This is a genomic window from Sphingomonas sp. M6A6_1c (assembly GCF_053345135.1).
Map to the genome: position 1 here is coordinate 184,827 of NZ_JBKEZO010000004.1, position 17,504 is coordinate 202,330.

The 17,504-nt window shown below is 67.3% G+C and carries 16 protein-coding genes; 11 read left to right on the plus strand and 5 right to left on the minus strand.

What is annotated here, in order from left to right; all coding sequences use genetic code 11:
* Nucleotides 1-83: 83 nt before the first annotated feature.
* Both ACLBWH_RS09530 and ACLBWH_RS09535 read left to right on the plus strand, forming a co-directional pair.
* Nucleotides 84-773 (plus strand): EI24 domain-containing protein, encoded by a 690-nt coding sequence (locus ACLBWH_RS09530; protein ID WP_447798812.1) that lies wholly within the window; start codon nt 84-86, stop codon nt 771-773.
* Entirely contained in the window at nt 770-1,135 is a 366-nt protein-coding gene (locus ACLBWH_RS09535) for a hypothetical protein (RefSeq protein WP_447798444.1), read from the plus strand. The genes ACLBWH_RS09530 and ACLBWH_RS09535 overlap by 4 nt, the downstream gene beginning before the upstream one ends.
* 259 nt (nt 1,136-1,394) lie before the next feature.
* Here the strand turns inward: ACLBWH_RS09535 and ACLBWH_RS09540 are convergent, their stop codons facing one another.
* From ACLBWH_RS09540 to queG, 3 genes are all read right to left on the minus strand, one after another.
* Nucleotides 1,395-2,039, minus strand: coding sequence for a hypothetical protein (locus tag ACLBWH_RS09540; RefSeq protein WP_447798446.1), 645 nt, complete (start codon nt 2,037-2,039; stop codon nt 1,395-1,397).
* A gap of 415 nt (nt 2,040-2,454) precedes the next feature.
* Complete coding sequence (locus ACLBWH_RS09545) at nt 2,455-3,000, minus strand: hypothetical protein (protein ID WP_447798448.1); 546 nt, start codon at nt 2,998-3,000, stop codon at nt 2,455-2,457.
* A 439-nt stretch (nt 3,001-3,439) separates the two neighbouring features.
* On the minus strand, nt 3,440-4,498 hold the full coding sequence (queG, locus tag ACLBWH_RS09550; RefSeq protein WP_447798450.1) for a tRNA epoxyqueuosine(34) reductase QueG: 1,059 nt from the start codon (nt 4,496-4,498) through the stop codon (nt 3,440-3,442).
* A 49-nt stretch (nt 4,499-4,547) separates the two neighbouring features.
* Between queG and ACLBWH_RS09555 the strand changes: the two genes are divergently transcribed.
* The 4 genes from ACLBWH_RS09555 (at nt 4,548) to msrB (ending at nt 8,640) form a co-directional block, all read left to right on the plus strand.
* The gene (locus ACLBWH_RS09555; protein WP_416222433.1) at nt 4,548-5,522 is read left to right on the plus strand and encodes an ABC transporter ATP-binding protein; all 975 of its coding nucleotides are present in this window, start codon (nt 4,548-4,550) and stop codon (nt 5,520-5,522) included.
* The gene (locus ACLBWH_RS09560; protein WP_447798452.1) at nt 5,519-6,745 is read left to right on the plus strand and encodes an ABC transporter permease; all 1,227 of its coding nucleotides are present in this window, start codon (nt 5,519-5,521) and stop codon (nt 6,743-6,745) included. Before ACLBWH_RS09555 ends, ACLBWH_RS09560 begins: the two co-directional genes overlap by 4 nt.
* 161 nt (nt 6,746-6,906) lie before the next feature.
* Nucleotides 6,907-7,908, plus strand: a complete 1,002-nt coding sequence (locus ACLBWH_RS09565; protein WP_447798453.1) for an endonuclease/exonuclease/phosphatase family protein — start codon at nt 6,907-6,909, stop codon at nt 7,906-7,908.
* 237 nt (nt 7,909-8,145) lie between these two features.
* Entirely contained in the window at nt 8,146-8,640 is a 495-nt protein-coding gene (gene msrB / locus ACLBWH_RS09570; protein ID WP_322850340.1) for a peptide-methionine (R)-S-oxide reductase MsrB, read from the plus strand.
* 140 nt (nt 8,641-8,780) lie between these two features.
* Here msrB and ACLBWH_RS09575 read toward each other — a convergent pair whose 3' ends face one another.
* Nucleotides 8,781-9,341 (minus strand): CHAP domain-containing protein, encoded by a 561-nt coding sequence (locus tag ACLBWH_RS09575; protein ID WP_322850339.1) that lies wholly within the window; start codon nt 9,339-9,341, stop codon nt 8,781-8,783.
* 508 nt (nt 9,342-9,849) lie between these two features.
* Between ACLBWH_RS09575 and ACLBWH_RS09580 the strand changes: the two genes are divergently transcribed.
* Nucleotides 9,850-10,995, plus strand: a complete 1,146-nt coding sequence (locus ACLBWH_RS09580) for an acyl-CoA dehydrogenase family protein (RefSeq protein ID WP_322850338.1) — start codon at nt 9,850-9,852, stop codon at nt 10,993-10,995.
* Nucleotides 10,996-11,046: 51 nt separating this feature from the next.
* Nucleotides 11,047-11,835: an SDR family oxidoreductase gene (locus tag ACLBWH_RS09585; RefSeq protein ID WP_322850337.1), complete on the plus strand. Its 789-nt coding sequence runs from the start codon at nt 11,047-11,049 to the stop codon at nt 11,833-11,835.
* Between the two features lie 124 nt (nt 11,836-11,959).
* Here ACLBWH_RS09585 and ACLBWH_RS09590 read toward each other — a convergent pair whose 3' ends face one another.
* Nucleotides 11,960-14,218, minus strand: a complete 2,259-nt coding sequence (locus ACLBWH_RS09590) for an NADP-dependent malic enzyme (RefSeq protein ID WP_322850336.1) — start codon at nt 14,216-14,218, stop codon at nt 11,960-11,962.
* A gap of 88 nt (nt 14,219-14,306) precedes the next feature.
* Between ACLBWH_RS09590 and ACLBWH_RS09595 the strand changes: the two genes are divergently transcribed.
* From ACLBWH_RS09595 to mutS, 3 genes are read left to right on the plus strand one after another with little or no spacing between them, the layout of a single operon-like run.
* On the plus strand, nt 14,307-14,495 hold the full coding sequence (locus ACLBWH_RS09595) for a hypothetical protein (protein ID WP_038662940.1): 189 nt from the start codon (nt 14,307-14,309) through the stop codon (nt 14,493-14,495).
* On the plus strand, nt 14,488-14,760 hold the full coding sequence (locus tag ACLBWH_RS09600) for a type II toxin-antitoxin system RelE/ParE family toxin (protein ID WP_447798457.1): 273 nt from the start codon (nt 14,488-14,490) through the stop codon (nt 14,758-14,760). The genes ACLBWH_RS09595 and ACLBWH_RS09600 overlap by 8 nt, the downstream gene beginning before the upstream one ends.
* A gap of 28 nt (nt 14,761-14,788) precedes the next feature.
* Complete coding sequence (gene mutS / locus ACLBWH_RS09605; protein WP_447798814.1) at nt 14,789-17,368, plus strand: DNA mismatch repair protein MutS; 2,580 nt, start codon at nt 14,789-14,791, stop codon at nt 17,366-17,368.
* The last annotated feature ends 136 nt before the right edge of the window (nt 17,369-17,504 follow it).

A 17,504-nucleotide genomic window follows, 5' to 3' on the forward strand; every position in this document is an offset into this window, starting at 1 on the left:
AAAGGCCGTCCCTAGGGCCAGCCGCCCCCCCACGCAACGTGGCGGAGGTTGACGCGCGCGCCGTCGCCCGCCACCCCGGCGCGATGCTGCGCGCCCTCACCCTCTCGATCGGCCAGCTCGGCCAGCCCGCCATATTGCGCGTGCTCGGCAAGTCGCTGCTGGTGACGCTGACGATCTTCGCCGCGCTGGACGCCGCGCTCTATGCGGGGCTGCGGACGCTGTTCGCGGCGTGGGTCGGCGACGGATATGGCGGTGGCCTCGCCGGTGCGGCGGTGGTGGTGCTGCTGATCCTCGGCGCATGGCTGCTGTTCCGGGTGATCGCGGTGGCGGTGCTCGGCGTCTTCGGCGACGAGGTGGTCGCCGCGGTCGAGGCGCGCCATTATCCCGCCGCGCACGCCGCGGCGCGGCCGGTGCGCCTCGCGCGGTCGCTGCGCATGGGGCTCGGCTCGGCAGGGCGCGCGGTGGCGCTCAACCTGCTGATGGTGCCGGTCTATCTCGCGCTGCTGTTCACCGCGATCGGGCCGGCGATCGCCTTCTTCCTGGTCAATGCGGTGCTGCTCGGCCGCGACCTCGGCGAGATGGTGGCGAGCCGGCATATGGACGATGCGACGATGCGGGGCTGGCGCGGGGCGACGCGCGCGCAGCGTTTCGTGCTGGGGCTTGTCGGCACCGGGCTGTTCGTGGTTCCGCTCGTCAATCTGGTCGCGCCGATCCTCGGCGCGGCGATGGCGACGCATCTGTTCCACGCGTCGCGACGGGGGACGCGCGCATGAAGGCACTGGCGGCATTGGGACTGGCGCTGTTCGCGGGCGCCTGCGCCGCGCCGGGCGCGGTCGCACCGGCGGTGGTGAGCCGCCCCGTCGTCCCCTATACCAGCGCCGGGCTGGAACGCGTGATCGGCCAGGACGAGGCGGGGCTGGTGACGCTGTTCGGCAAGCCCGACGCCGACATCCGCGAGGGCGCCGCGCGCAAGCTCCAGTTCGCCGGACCGATCTGCGTGCTCGACGCCTATCTCTACCCCAAGGGATCGGAAGCGCCGCGCGTCACTTATCTCGACGCGCGCGAGCCCGACGGCAGCACGATCGACCGCGCGAGCTGCGTCGCCGCACTGACCCGCCGCGACGGCGGAAAATAGGTCAGCCTGCGTTCGACTTGGACAAGATGGACACCTTAATGGAAACGATCACCCCCTGATCGTTTCTAATTCTGCACCGATGAGACAGAGCGGAAATGAGACATAGCGGATTTCACAGCGGGAGATAGTGCATAGCAGCGCTGTAGGACAGGGCAGCGATAACATTTTCGTGTCATCCACGGCTTGCAGAACGCCAGCCGCGTTCAACTATTCACGATCGACCTTTTCTTCTTGCAAATCTAACGCCGACGACTTTTCCTTAGGAATGGGATGGAGCGATCTTCAGATTTCTTGGAGAAGCTCGGTTGAAGTAGGTTACAAACATTTGCCGGCCGTCAAATCCCTTGCCGATGATTGTCGTCTGCCAGTCGTAACCGTCTGCCGCCATTGCGCGAATCAACTCGAATGCCTGAACGGATGCCATTGCGTCGCTGCCCTTACCTCCCGGTCTGTCCTCCAAATCACCAGAAACTTCGCAGAGTGTTGCCGCGCATTGAATGTCAACGGGGCGCCCCGCCTCGCCGACTGCCTTGAGCCGGTCGTAAGCGGTATGTATATTGCCCTCTGCTTTGCTCGCCCAAATATCGTCACGGCGCTCCGTCACCAATCTATCGTGAATAATTCTTCCTTCCGTTCCGGTGCGATTGAGCAGCGGGAGAATCTGCTGCGAAATGCGGCTGCGTGAAGCTTCCCGAAAATCCTGCTCGTTGTCCGGACCCGATCCCCGCATCTTGACCGTCTCCGGTCGAGCCAAACCCTCCTCTGTAGTGTGGCGTATAGCACCAGGGACAATGGCTACTTTGTCTGGGCTGGTTAATAATGCTGGGGATGGCCTACTCAGCCAATAGCCCGCGACGCCAGCCAGCGCCACTCCCACTCCAACAAAAAGCTTCAGTCTGGCCACTGCTCTAGGCCTTTTCACTGCGAATTGTCGCCGAGACTCGGAGGTGACCTTTCAGTAGGGCACCGTGACAGGATTTTTGTAGATTGACGGCAAAATATTGCGTCTTCCCAATCATGCTTGACTCGGGGTCGGGGCCGCATTTTTCCGAACCGGTGCATTCATTCGTAGAGTATCCCTGACGGTCTACTTGGCGTGCTGTAGTTTTGCAATCCTTGTATGGCCCGGTCGCCCGACTGCCATGATTACTACTCGCCTGCGTACATTGATACCAATCCCCCATTGCGGACTGTAGATCACAATATTTGCAGTTTGGATCGCGGTACCACTGAGCATAACCCGCAACTGCCCAAAATAAGGATATTGCGACGAATGACGTTTTGATCATCACGATACTTACTCCCTATTATAAAAAGCTTCAACCTCGGGGAACAAAATAAATTAATAGTGACGTGCCATCGACCTTCCATTTGCCCGCTGCCATTATTGCGACAGCAACACATCGACTTTTGGGGCAAAGATACCCGCTTGATCTATTAATTCCCTCAAATATCCTGCCCGCCCTATTATCTGGCAAAACTCTACTGGTAATTATCACAATTTCACAAAGACCACGCCTGCATGTGAAACGATGGTAATTGTATTTGTCAGGCCCCACCCCGTTTCTACCGAAGGTTGCTGAGATTTTCGCCTCGTCTGCTAAATCTGATTTAACTTTTGGGCGGGAGCCCACCGCATGATGAAGTTCACTTATTATCGGTCGACGTATTCCACGCGCGATCTCGCGATGCTCAAATCGTGGGATAGCCTTACTCCAAATGTCATCAAACATCGCTTCGCGACGTTCTTTGTTCGGCATTTGATTAGCAAGGCCCATCAAAGAAAGCAGTGCGACAATCAGCACGGCACCATCTCCGATCGAAACAATAAACCTAATTGAACATGAAAGCCGATAAAAATCCATTTGTATTTTGCATATTCCGTAAATAATATTTCTTATGTAAACAACATCTTGCGCTAACGGCGGAGCAAAAAAACTGCTCAGTCGATGTGCGCACTGACAAGATGAGGAGCATGTTGATCAGGGCGCCTCGCAATTCGTTGCCGCCCTGACCCGGGAGTTAGGGACTCAGGATGTCGCCGGTGCCCGGCGGACGAAATCACTGGCTTGGTTTTACTTTGGAGTCGGCGCCGGCGTCCCTTGGCTGTGTGAGGCGGCAGCCGGCACCGTTTCCGGTCAGAATAGTGTCGTGGTTGGTGAACCTGTCGAGCAACGCGCCGGTCAGCTAACCCTCATTATCTCCGATCAACGATCGCTTTCGGAAATAGCAGTCGGATGCCCCAAATCGCCCCTCGCCTCGACGAACGCGGACCGTTCGTCATCCACCGACAGCGATCAAACTTCACCCCAGCGTACGCAGTCGATCCGCCGCCCAGCCCGCGGCTTCTGCCACCACCGGGTCGTCGTCGCCGCACAGTCGCTCCAGCACCGGCAGCAATGCCGGCTCACCGCTGTTGCCGGCGGCGATCGCGGCGTTGCGGACCATGCGGCCCCGGCCGATGCGCTTGATCGGGGAGCCGGCGAAGACCTGGCGGAAGTCGGCGTCGTCGAGCGCGAGCAGGTCGGCGAGCGCGGGGGTGGTGAGTTCGGCGCGGGGGTGGAAGGCGATGTTCGCCGCCGCGGTCGCCGCGAACTTGTTCCACGGGCAGACCGCGAGGCAGTCGTCGCAGCCGTAGATGCGGTTGCCGATCGCGGCGCGGAATTCGTGCGGGATCGGGCCGGCATGCTCGATCGTCAGGTAGGAGATGCAGCGGCGCGCATCGAGCCGATAGGGCGTCGGAAAGGCGTCGGTCGGGCAGGCGCGCTGGCAGGCGTCGCACGAGCCGCAACTGTCGCGGCCCGGCACGTCGGGTACGAGGTCGAGCGTCGTGTAGATCGCGCCGAGGAACAGCCAGCTGCCATGCGCGCGGCTGACCAGATTGGTGTGCTTGCCCTGCCAGCCGAGCCCGGCCGCCTCCGACAAGGGCTTTTCCATCACCGGCGCGGTGTCGACGAAGACCTTGAGGTCGCAGCCCGCCTCCTGTGCCAGCCAGCGGCCGAGCGCCTTCAGCGCCTTCTTGATGACGTCGTGATAATCGCCGCCCTGCGCATAGACCGAGATGCGGCCACGCTCGCCCTCCCCGGCCAGCCGCAGCGGATCGGCGGCGGGGGCGTAGCTCATGCCGAGCGCGACGATGCTGCGCACCTCGGGCCACAGCCCGGCGGGCGAGCCGCGGTGATGCGCGCGCTCCTCCATCCAGATCATGTCGCCGTGGCGCCCTTCGGCGAGCCATTCGCGTAAGCGCCCGGCGGTCCGCGGCGCGGCATCGGCGCGCGCGATGCCGCAGGCGACGAAGCCGAGTTCGGCCGCCTTCGCCTTGATCCGGCGTTCGATTTCGGCTTGCTGCTTGTGTTGGGACACCTCCGCCCGCTACCACAAGCGCCACGGCAACACACGCATCGCGTTCGGGATGCGTGGCGCAGCCTGGGGTCGGACGGGGGACGGGTGTTTGGCTGACGATCTGGCGGTGTTCGCCGAGCATCTGGTGAAGCGCTTCGGCGAGCGGCGCGTCGTCGACGGGATCGATCTGGCGGTGCCGCGCGGCGCGATCTACGGCGTGCTCGGGCCCAATGGCGCGGGCAAGACGACGACGCTGCGCACTTTGCTCGGCATCATCGAGCCCGACGAGGGGCGACGATCGGTGCTCGGCCATTTCGCGCCGCGCGAGGCGAGCGACCGGGTCGGCTATCTGCCCGAGGAGCGCGGCCTGTATCCGTCGATGAAGGCGCGCGACGCGATCGCCTTCATGGGCGCGCTGCGCGGACTCGACCGGCGGACGGGGCGTGCGCGCGCCGCCGAGCTGATGGAGGCGGCGGGGCTCGGCCATGCGGTCGACGAGAAGATCAAGAAATTGTCCAAGGGCATGGCGCAGCTAGTGCAATTGCTCGGCTCGGTGGTGCATCGGCCCGATCTGCTGGTGCTCGACGAGCCGTTTTCGGGGCTCGATCCGGTCAATCAGGAAAAGCTGGAGGCGCTCATCCTCGCCGAGCGCGACCGCGGCGCGACGGTGCTGTTCTCGACGCATATCATGGCGCACGCCGAGCGCGTCTGCGACCGGCTGGCGATCATCGCCGGCGGCAAGCGGCGGTTCGAGGGGACGGTGGACGACGCGCGCGGCACGCTGCCGAGCCGGGTACGCTATCTGCCGACGCACCCCGATGCGGCCATCGCCGAAGTGCTGCCGCATGACGCGGTGGCGGACGCTGGGGTGCAGGGCGGGGCCGGCTGGCGTTTCCAGCTTCCGGCGGAGGGGATCGAGGGGTTGCTGGTGACGCTGATCGATCGCGGCTACGGCATCGGCGGACTGTCGATCGAGCGACCCGGGCTGCACGACGCCTTCGTCCGCATCGTCGGCAAGGCGACCGACGCGGGAGAGGCGGCATGAGCAATGCGGTTCGCACCTTCCGCCAGGCGCTGACGATCGCGCGGCGCGATTTCGTCGCGACCGTGTTCACGCCCGTCTTCCTGCTGTTCCTGCTCGCGCCGGTGCTGCTCGGCTCGTTCTCGGCGATCGGCGGCATCGGCGCGGCGAGCGTCGCGGACAGCCGCGCCGACAAGTCGCGGATCGTCGCGATTCTGCCCGATGCCACGGCGCGGACGATGGCGGCGGCGGACACGCGGCTGCGCACCGCCTTCCGCCGCGACGACGAGGCGCCGCCGGTGCTCGTCACGCAGCGGCCCGATCGCGATCCCGCCGCACAGGCGCACGCCGCCTTCGCCAGCGACGCGTTCGAGGCGAGCGCGGTGCTTTACGGCGCGCTCGACCGGCCGCAGGTGCTGTACGGGCCGCGCGGCGGCCGCGCCGCGGATTATCTCGCGCTGCTTGCCGCCGAGACGATCGCGGCGGAGCGGCTGGGCGGCACGCCGACGCGGATCACCGCGACCAAGACGCCGACCGAACGGCCGCGGGGATCGGCGGGCAATCGCCGCCAGTCCGCCTCGTTCGCGGTGTTCGGCGTGTTCCTGCTCAACCTGTTCCTCGCCAGCCAGGTGGTCGGCACGATGGCCGAGGAGCGCAACAACAAGGTGATCGAGGTGCTCGCCGCCGCGGTGCCGCTGGAGAGCGTGTTCCTCGGCAAGCTGCTCGGCATGTTCGGGGTCGCGGTGCTGTTCGTTGTGTTCTGGGGGACGATCATTTCGCGGCTCGGCATGCTGCTGCCGCCCGAGGTGGCGTCGTCGCTGGCGATCCAGGCGGCGGTCGGCATGCCGGCGTTCGTCGCGCTGTTCCTCGTCTATTTCACGATGGCCTATCTGCTGCTCGGCTCGGCCTTTCTGGTGGTCGGCGCGCAGGCATCGACGCCGCGCGAGATCCAGATGCTCGCGCTGCCGATCTCGATCGTGCAGATGGGGATGCTGGCGCTGGCGCTCGCCGGCACCAGCCGGCCGGACAGCTGGGTCGCCACCGCCGCGCAGCTCTTCCCGCTGTCGTCGCCGTTCGCGATGGCCGGGCGTGCCGCGACCTCGCCGGACTGGTGGCCGCATGTCGCGGCGATCGCATGGCAATTGCTGTGGGTGACGATCTTCATCACGCTCGGCGCGCGCCTGTTCCGCCGCGGCGTGCTGCAATCGGGCAGCGCCAAGCCGTTCTGGAAGCGCCGGGCGGGCTGATCGCGTCGCCCGGTAACGGGTATCGACGGGGCTGGCGAACGAACGGTCGGGAGCGACGCCGCAAGAATAATTCCGCAGATGACGCGCTTGTCATCGCGCCTACGTCACCGCGTCACACGCTCGAGCCTAGATAAGGTTCCGGCATAAGGGGAGTGGCGACGATGCGGCGGATACCTGGGGTGGTGATGTTGGCGACGGTGCTGCTCGTCACCGGTCTCGCCGAGCCCAGGCCGGTGATGGCGGTGGAGCGCAACGTGCTCCACGCCGCCCCCGCCGCCGGACCGGTCACCTTGCTGTCCTACAATGTCGAGGGCCTGCCCTGGCCGCTGACCCACGGACGCGGCGCCGCCGCCGCGTCGATCGCCGCCGAGCTGCGCGCGATGCACGATCGCGGCGACGGGCCGCAGGTGGTCGCGGTGCAGGAGGCGTTCGGCGACGCGCAGAAGGCGATCGGCACCAACGCCGGTTACCGCTACGTCGCCTACGGCCCCAGCGCCGACGAAGCGGGCGCCCCGGCGACGACCCCGGCCGAGCGCGCCTTCGTCGCCAGGGCCAGCCTGTGGCATGGCGAGACCGAGGGCGCGCGCGAGGACAGCGGCCTCGCCATCTTCTCCGACTATCCGATCCTCTGGGCCAAGCGCGTCGCCTATCCGCGCTTCGCCTGCGCGGGCTACGATTGCCTCGCCAACAAGGGGATGCTGGCGGTGGCGCTGCGCGTGCCCGGCCGCGCCGCGCCGCTGGTGGTGGTCGACACGCATCTCAACGCGCGCGCCGCCTCGGGCGTCGGCAACGACCGCAGCCTGTTCGCCTATCAGCGCCAGGCCGATGCGCTGCGCGCGTTCATCGGCGCGGTCGGCGGCGGTGGCGCCTCGGTGGTGCTCGCCGGCGACTTCAACGTCGGCAACGATCCCGAGCGTCAGGCCTATCTGGCGCAGGCGCTGGTCGCCGGCGACGGCCTGACGATCGCCGCGTCGGAAACCGCCTGTGGCGCATCGTGCCGGGCGATCGCGCCGACGCCGACGCTCGCGCATGCCAAGACCGTCGTCGCCTATCGCGGCACGATCGCCGCCGAAGGGCAGACGCGCAGCTTCGGAACGCTCGCCGATGGCGACCGGCTGTCGGATCATATCGGCGTGATGCGCAGCTTCGGCATCGGCGCCTGATCCCGCCGCGGGCCGGGTGGGGTCCGGGCGGTTGGCCACAGCGCTTCGTCACCCCGGACCCGTTCCGGGGTCCACCTGGCCACAGGTCCGCGGCCGGAGCCTCGGGCCGCCCTCCCCGCCGCAAAGTGGACCTCCGAACCAGTCCGGGGTGACGGAACGGGGGTAATGGCTCCCGCGCCCCATTGTTCCGCCCGTGCAGGGGATGCGGGGGACCGTGCGGATATCTATATCACGGTAATGGTTCACGATCCTTCCCGCCGCTCGCTTCTGTCGTTCGCTGCCGCCGGTATCGCCGGGGCGGCCTTATGGGGCTGCCGCAGCGCGCCTGCCGCCGCAGCCGAGCGCTTCCCCGTCGCGATGAGCGATGCCGCGTGGCGCAAGAAGCTCGGCGATCAGGCATGGGCGGTGCTGCGCCACGAGAGCACCGAGCGTCCGTTCAGCAGTCCGCTCAACGACGAGCATCGCGCCGGGCGCTTCGCGTGCAAGGGCTGTGCGCTGCCGTTGTTCGCCTCGCAGACCAAGTTCGACAGCGGTACGGGCTGGCCGAGTTTCTACGCGCCGCTGCCGCATGCGGTGGCGACGCGCACCGACGGATCGCTGATGATGCAACGGGTGGAGGTGCATTGCCGGCAGTGCGGCGGGCATCTGGGCCATGTCTTCGACGACGGGCCGAAGCCGACCGGCAAACGCTATTGCATGAACGGTGTGGCGATGACGTTCCGCGCGGGTTGAGGGAGCCGCCGGCCCTTCGTCATCCCGGCGGATGCCGGGACCCATGGTTGCGGTGATCGCCGTCGTTTCGCGCTCCGTCGCGCCGCCCGTGTCCGTGGGTCCCGGCATTCGCCGGGATGACGATCGGAGGGGCGTTGCGCTTACTGCCCCGAGACGGGCACCACCGGAACGGCGGCGGCGGTGGCGATGATGCTGGTGTCGATGGCGGGGGCGGCTGCCGGTGCGGCGTCCGTATCCGCGGCGGGGGCGTGGCCCGAATAGATGAAGCCGTTGGTCGGATAGCTCGACGTGCCGAGGCCGCCGTTGGGACCGTACCAGACCTTGACTTCGCTCCAGTCGCCGGCGGCGGAGACGTCGACGGCGCGGACGTTGCGCTCGATGCCGCCGGGGCGCGACCAATTGGCGTGGGTGAGCAGCACTTCGCGGTCGCTGACGACCTGCGACACCATCGCGACATGGCCGACGCGCATGCGGTGGGTCGACTGGAAGGCGAGCACCGCGCCGACCTTGGGCGCATGGCCCCGCTCGTAGCGGCCGGCGGCCTGGCCCCACCAGGTATTGGCATTGCCGTGCAAATCGATGCCGGAGATCTCACGGGCATAAGGCGCGCACTGCCAGAATTGTGCCATCGCCGGGGTGGCAGTCATCAGGCCGCACGAAATCACCAGCGCAACACGCGCTGCCCACGTCTTTACAGTCATTTGCTGACCCCCCGGTCGAAAACCCGTTTGTCGAGGATGTCGCTACAAGCGACTTTGCTTTTCTCCAATGGCCGCGGGAACCATAAGAGACGAACGGTGTTGCGGCGCCGACGAGACGACGAACCGTGTCCGCAGCCCTGTCCCTTTCTGGCGGATGAACGGCGTAAAGAGGCGGAATCGGGGTGGTTTCCTGTCGTTTTCGCTGCTGGTGACAGCGCGGCGCAAGAGCGGCGTCCCCGAGGCGCGATCGATCGCTTCTACTGCCCCGTCACCCCGGACTGGTTCCAGGGTCCACCGGCCCGCGGGCGTGCGGCCCGCTCCTCCTGCCATTCTCCTCGCCGCGGGGTGGACCCCGGAACGGGTCTGGCGCAACGGGGTGGAGATGGTCGGTGCCCGCCATCCCAGTATGGCGATACTATAGGAGAGGATGCGACTTTTAGAATTTCGGGTTTGCAGCGTCCGTCGCATCGCATTACCTCTCGGCCGATCAAATGGCAGTGGAAGCGACATGGCCCTCGACCCCGATACCTTCGAAGCGCTGATCGACACCGTCCGGCGGTTCGTCGCCGAACGGCTCCGCCCGCTGGAGGCGGAGGTCGAGGCGGCGGATGCGATCCCGGAGGGGATCGTCGCCGAGATGAAGGACATGGGCCTGTTCGGCCTGTCGATCGCGGAGGATTATGGCGGGCTCGGGCTCGACATGGTCGAGGAATGCCGCGTCGCGATCGAGATGGGGCGGACGACCCCCGCCTTCCGCTCGACCTTCGGCACCAACGTCGGCATCGGCAGCCAGGGGCTGGTGATGGCCGGCACCCCCGAACAGAAGGCGCTGTGGCTGCCGAAGATCGCCAGCGGCGAGATCGTCACCAGCTTCGCGCTGACCGAACCCGATGTCGGCAGCGATTCGGGATCGGTGAAGACGCGCGCGGTCAAGGACGGCGACGTCTACCGGCTGACCGGCACCAAGCGCTACATCACCAATGCCGATCGCGCGCAGCTGTTCACGGTGATGGCGCGCACCGGCGAAGAGAAAGGCGGTCGCGGTGTCTCGGCCTTTCTGGTGCCCAAGGACCTGCCCGGCATCAGCATCGGCGAACCCGAGAAGAAGATGGGGCAGAAAGGCGCGAAGGTCGCCGACGTGCATTTCGACGACGTCCCCGTCCCCGCCGCCAACCGATTGGGCGCCGAGGGCGAGGGGTTCAAGATCGCGATGCGCGTGCTCGACCGCGGCCGGCTGCACATCAGCGCGGTCTGCGTCGGCGTCGCCGAGCGGCTGATCGCCGACAGCGTCGCTTATGCCGGCAGCCGCACGCAATTCGGCCAGCCGATCGCCAGCCACCAGCTCATCCAGGGCATGATCGCCGACATGAAGACCGAGGCGCTGGTCGCTCGGGCGATGGTGATGGAGACCGCCGCGGCGAAGGATCGCGGCGACGATGTCGTGCTCGAATCGGCGGCGGCGAAATATTTCGCCAGCGAGATGGTCGGCCGCGTCGCCGACAAGGCGGTGCAGATCTACGGCGGCGCCGGCTATATCGCCGATTACGGCATCGAGCGGCTGTATCGCGACGTCCGCCTGTTCCGCATCTACGAAGGCACCAGCCAGATCCAGCAGGTCATCATCGCCCGCGAGACGATGAAGCGCGGCGGGTGAACATCCGTCACCCCGGCCTCGAGCCGGGGTGACGACAAAGGAGAGAGACATATGGACACCAACACCCTCTTCCGGCTCGACGGCCGGGTCGCGCTCGTCACCGGCGGCAGTCGCGGTATCGGCAAGATGATCGCGGCGGGCTTCGTCGCGCAGGGGGCGAAGGTCTATATCTCCTCGCGCAAGGCCGACATCTGCGAGGCCGCCGCCGCCGAACTCGGACCGGATTGCATCGCGCTGCCGCAGGACGTCAGCACCGTCGCCGGCTGCAAGGCGCTCGCCGCACAGCTCGGCGAGCGCGAGGAGCGGCTGGACATCCTCGTCAACAATGCCGGCGCCGCCTGGGGCGTACCGTTCGAGGAATTTCCCGAGGCCGGCTGGGACAAGGTGATGGACCTCAACGTCAAATCCCCCTTCTTCCTGACGCAGGCGCTGTACGGGCTGCTCAAGGCGGCGGGAACGCCGGCGCGGCCCGCCAAGGTGATCAACATCACCTCGATCGACGGCCAGCGGCTCAATCCGTGGGAGACGTACAGCTATCACGCGTCGAAATCGGCGCTGATCTATCTCACCAAGCGGATGGCGGCGCGACTGGTGCGCGATGCGATCAACGTCACCTCGATCGCGCCGGGCGCCTTCCCGAGTGACATGAACAAGGCCGCCCGCGACCACGGCGACACCATCGCGCGCGGCATCCCTGCCGGCCGCATCGGGGTGGACGAGGATATGGCGGGCGCGGCGATCTATCTCGCCAGCCGCGCGGGCGATTATGTCGTCGGCGAGACGATCACCGTCGACGGCGGGCTGGTCCACGCCGCGGTGGGGACCAGCATCGACGCCTAGGCGCGACCAACGCGCATCACCCTCACCCTCCCGGCGCTTCGCGCCTCCTTCCCTCTCCCGGCGGGAGAGGGAAAAGACGCCGAAGGCGGCGGAGCGTGAGGCCGAGCCGCACCCCGCCCCGCGACTAGCGCGCGATGCCGCCCGCCGCGAGCACCGCGAGCGTCACCAGCTCGCTGGCGGTCGAGGTCATCGGCGCGATCTGCACCGGCTTTTCCATGCCGATCAGCATCGGGCCGATGACGCTGTCGCCACCCAGCTCGCGGAGCAATTTGGCCGAGATATGCGCCGATTGCAGGCCCGGCATGATCAGGATGTTGGCCGGCCCGGACAGGCGCGCGAACGGATAATTGGCGAGCTGGCGCGGGTTGAGCGCGACGTCGGGCGGCATCTCGCCTTCATATTCGAAGCCGACCTTGCGCTGATCGAGCACGCCCACCGCCTCGCGGATATTGTCGACCCAGGCGCCCTTGGGATTGCCGAAGGTCGAATAGCTCAGCATCGCGACGCGCGGTTCGTGGCCCATGCGGCGCGCAACCTGCGCGGTCTGTTCGGCGAAATCGGCGAGCTGTTCGCCGGTCGGCCGCTCGTTGACCGTCGTGTCGGCGATGAACACGGTGTGGCTCTGGCCGACGAGGACGTGGATGCCGAACGGAGTGCGCCCCGCCTCGGGATCGATCACGCGCTTCACCTGGCGCATCGATTCGGCCCAGGTGCGGGTGATACCGGTGATCATCACGTCGGCCTCGCCCAATTGCAGCAGCGCCGCACCGAAGACGTTGCGATCCTGGTTGATCATCCGCTCGACGTCGCGGCGCAGATAACCGCGCCGCTGCAGCCGACCGTAGACGAAATCGACCATCTTCGGGACCAGCGGCGAATGCCGGCTGTTGTGGACCTCATACTCCTGCGGGTTGGCGACGCCCAGCGCCTTCAACCGGTCGTAGACGTCGTCGCGGCCGACCAGCACCGGCGTGCCATAGCCGCCTTCCTTGAACGAGATGGCGGCGCGCAGCACCACCTCTTCCTCGCCCTCGGCGAACAGCACGCGCTTCGGCCGCGCCCGCGCACCCTCATAAGCGAGGCTGAGCACCGAGGTGGTCGGGTTGAGCCGCGCGCGCAGCGTCTGGCGATAGGCGTCCATGTCGAGGATCGGCTTGATCGCCACGCCCGAATCCATCGCCGCCTTGGCGACCGCGGACGGCACCAATTCCATCAGCCGCGGGTCGAACGGGGACGGGATGATATATTCGGGGCCGAAGCTGTGCTGCACGCCGTAAGCGACCGCCACTTCCTCGGGCACGCGCTGGCGCGCCAGTTCGGCGATCGCATTGGCGGCGGCGATCTTCATCGCATCGTTGATGCCGGTCGCCCGCACGTCGAGCGCGCCGCGGAAGATGAAGGGGAAGCAGATCACGTTGTTGACCTGGTTCGGGTAATCCGACCGGCCGGTGGCGACGATCGCATCGGGGCGCGCCGCCTTGGCGAGTTCGGGGCGGATCTCCGGCTCGGGATTGGCCATCGCGAAGATGATCGGCGACGGCGCCATATGCGTGACCATCTCGGGCTTGAGCGCGCCTGCGGCGGACAGGCCGAGGAACACGTCCGCGCCCTCCAGCGCCTCGGTCAGCGTGCGCTTGGTGGTGTTGGCGGCATGCGCCGACTGCCATTGGTTCACGTCCTCGCGGCCCTGGTAGATGACGCCGGTCTTGTCGCACATGATGACGTTGTCGTGGCGCACGCCCATCGCCTTCATCAGCTCGGTACAGGCGATCGCCGCCGCCCCCGCGCCGTTGACGACGAGCTTGACGTCCGACAGCCGGCGGCCGGTGAGCAGGCAGGCGTTGATCAGCCCCGCCGAAGCGATGATCGCGGTGCCGTGCTGGTCGTCATGGAAGACCGGGATGTTCATCCGCTCGCGCAGCGTCTGCTCGATGATGAAACATTCGGGCGCCTTGATATCCTCGAGGTTGATGCCGCCGAAGGTCGGCTCCATCAGCTCGACCGCGTCGATGAAGCGGTTGACGTCCTCGGTCTTCAGCTCGATGTCGATCGAATCGACGTCGGCGAAGCGCTTGAACAGCACCGCCTTGCCTTCCATCACCGGCTTGGACGCGAGCGCGCCGAGATTGCCCATGCCGAGGATCGCGGTGCCGTTCGAGATCACCGCGACCAGATTGCCCTTGGCGGTATAGTCATAGGCCATCGCGGGATCGTCGGCGATCGCCTGCACCGGCACCGCGACGCCGGGCGAATAGGCGAGCGCGAGGTCGCGCTGCGTCGCCATCGGTTTGGAGGCGATGATCTCGATCTTGCCGGGACGCCCCTCCGAATGGAACAGCAGCGCCTCGCGCTCGGAGAATTGGACGGACGCTTCGTCGGACATGGGGACCTCTCTGACGGGCTGACGCTACGGCTCTTGACCGGTTCGGGCCGGGCTTTCAACCCGCGGCGGTAGGGGTTATGTTGCTCGCATGACGCCCGAGGCACAGATACCGCCCCGTAATGCGCGCCGACCGACGCGCGATGACTTCGTCCGGGCGAAGGCCGGCTATGCGTCGGGATACGGCGTCGATCATGTCGTAGTCGGCGAATGGCTGCGGACCTGGGGCGAGCCGGGCCAGGTGCCTTTCGCGGAATGGCTTGCGCAACAGGATGGCTAGCGTCATCTGGCGCCAAGAGGCGCTCGATGACATCGATGCGATCATTGTCTACATCAAACGTTTCGATGCCAGCGCTGCCGCGAAAACCGGCAGTCGTCTGATCGCACTCGGGCAAAGTCTGGTTGATTTTCCTCGACGGGGACGGCCGACCGGCGACGGCTTGCGGGAATTGACCTCGGTACCGCCGTACATCATTCGCTATCACGTCGTGGACGAGGCCGTTCACATCCTCTCCGTCCGCCACGGCGCCCGCCTTCTGGATTGATCTTTCCCCAATGACCACCCCCACCCCGATGATGGCGCAATATCTCGCGCTGAAGGCCGAGGCGGAGGATTGCCTCCTCTTCTATCGCATGGGCGATTTTTTCGAGCTCTTCTTCGACGATGCGCGCATCGCCAGCGGCGTGCTCGACATCGCGCTGACCTCGCGCGGCGAGCATGACGGCGACAAGATCCCGATGTGCGGCGTCCCGATCCATGCCGCCACCGCCTATCTGCAACGCCTCATCAAGGCGGGCCATCGCGTCGCGATCGCCGAGCAGACCGAGACGCCCGCCGAGGCCAAGGCGCGCGGCGGCTACAAGGCCTTGGTATCGCGCGGTATCGTCCGCGTCGTCACCGCCGGCACGCTGACCGAGGAGGCATTGCTCGATTCGCGCAGCGACAATTGGTGCGTCGCGATCGGCGAGGCGGCGGGCGCGGTGGCGCTGGCCGCCGCCGACGTTTCGACCGGACGGTTCGAGGTGATCGATTGCTCGCTCGATGCGCTCGGTGCCGAGCTGGCGCGTCTCGGCGCGGCGGAGGTGGTCGCATCGGAGGCGGCCGAACAGGCGGAGGCGGCGACGACGTTGCGGCCGAAGCAGACGTTCGACAGCGGCAGCGGCGAGACGCGGCTGAAGACGCTGTTCGGCGTCGCGACGCTCGACGGGTTCGGCCAGTTCAGCCGCGCCGGGCTCGCCGCGGCGGGCGGGCTGATCGCCTATCTGGAGCATACCGCCAAGGGCGCCCTGCCCTTCCTGCGCCCGCCGCGGCTCAGCCAGGCCGCCGAGACGATGGCGATCGACGCGGCGACGCGCGAGAGCCTCGAACTGACCTGCACCACCGGCGGCCAGCGCAAGGGCAGCCTGCTCGACTGTATCGATCGGACGGTGACGGGCGCCGGCGCGCGGCTGCTGGCGAGCGACCTCGGCGCGCCGCTGATGGACAAGGCCGCGATCGATGCGCGGCTCGATCTCGTCCAGCATTTCCACGACGCCACCGGCCAGCGCGAGCAGGTCCGTGCGGCGCTGCGAGCGCTGCCCGATATCGGTCGCGCGCTCGGGCGGCTGGCGGCGGGACGCGGGTCACCGCGCGATCTGGGGCAGCTTCGCGACGGGCTCGACGGCGCGTGGCATCTCGGCGAACGGCTGGCGCAGATCGACGCGCCGCTGGCGCTGCTGGAGCGGGTGATGCCGCGGCTGCGCGGCCACGGCGCGCTGATCGACCTGCTCAAGCGTGCGCTCGTCCCCGCGCCGCCGATCGAGGCGAGCGACGGCGGCTATATCGCCGCGGGCTATGACGTCGCACTCGACGAATTGCGCGACACCGGCGCGGGCGGCCGCCGTGCGATCGCCGCGCTGGAGGCGGAGATGAAGGCGGCGACCGGCATCGCCACGCTCAAAATACGTCACAACAACGTGCTCGGCTATCACGTCGAGGTGCCGGCGCGGTCCGCCGATCCGCTGATGAAGCCCGACAGCGGCTTCACCCATCGCCAGACGCTGGCGGGCGTCGTCCGCTTCAACACACCGGCGCTGCACGAGGTCGCCGCGCGCGTGTCGCAGGCGGGTGCGCATGCGCTCGCCGCCGAGGCCGCGCACCTCGAGGAGTTGACCGCCGCCGCACTCGCGCATCGCGAGGCGATCGCCGCCACCGCCGACGCGCTCGCCCGGATCGACGTCGCCGCCGCGCTCGCCGAGCGTGCCGCGGAGGGGCAATGGGCGCGGCCGGCGCTCGCCGACCATCCCTGTTTCGACGTCGTCGGCGGGCGGCATCCGGTGGTCGAGGCGGCGGTGGCGAAATCGGGCGACCGGTTCGTCGCCAACGACTGCACGCTCACCCCCGATTCGCGGCTGTGGCTGGTGACGGGGCCGAACATGGGCGGCAAATCGACCTTCCTGCGCCAGAATGCGCTGATAGCGGTGCTCGCGCAGACCGGCAGCTACGTTCCCGCCACGAAGGCGACGCTCGGCATGGTCGACCGCCTGTTCAGCCGCGTCGGCGCGTCGGACAATCTCGCGCGGGGCCGGTCGACCTTCATGGTCGAGATGGTCGAGACCGCGGCGATCCTCGCGCAGGCGACGCCCAACAGCTTCGTCATCCTCGACGAGGTCGGTCGCGGCACCTCGACCTACGACGGTCTGGCGATCGCCTGGGCGGTGGTCGAGGCGATCCACGAGGACAATCGCTGCCGCTGCCTGTTCGCGACGCATTACCACGAACTGACCCGGCTGGCGGAGCGCTGCGAGGCGCTGACGCTGCACCACGTCCGCGCGCGCGAGTGGAAGGGCGAGCTGGTGCTGCTCCACGAGCTCAGCACCGGGCCGGCGGACCGGAGCTACGGCCTTGCCGTCGCGCGGCTGGCGGGGATGCCGCCGGCGACGGTGGCGCGCGCGAAGGCGGTGCTGGCCAAGCTGGAGGCGGGCCGCGCCAAGACCGGCGGGCTGGCGGCGGGGCTCGACGATCTGCCGCTGTTCGCCGCGGCGCAGGTGGCGGAGGAGCAGACGTGCGACGCGATCCGCGCGGAGGTGGAATCGCTCGACGTCGACGCGCTGACCCCGCGCGAGGCGCTCGACACGCTGTATCGGCTGAAGGCGCTGGCGCGGGAGGGGTAAGCCCAAGTCCTCCCCCGCAAGGGGGAGGGGGACCGCTCGGCGTAAGCCGAGTGGTGGAGGGGGAGGACAGGGTGGGAGCTTCATTACTTCTCTCCCGCCCTGTCCTCCCCCTCCGTCACGCCTTCGGCGTGCCACC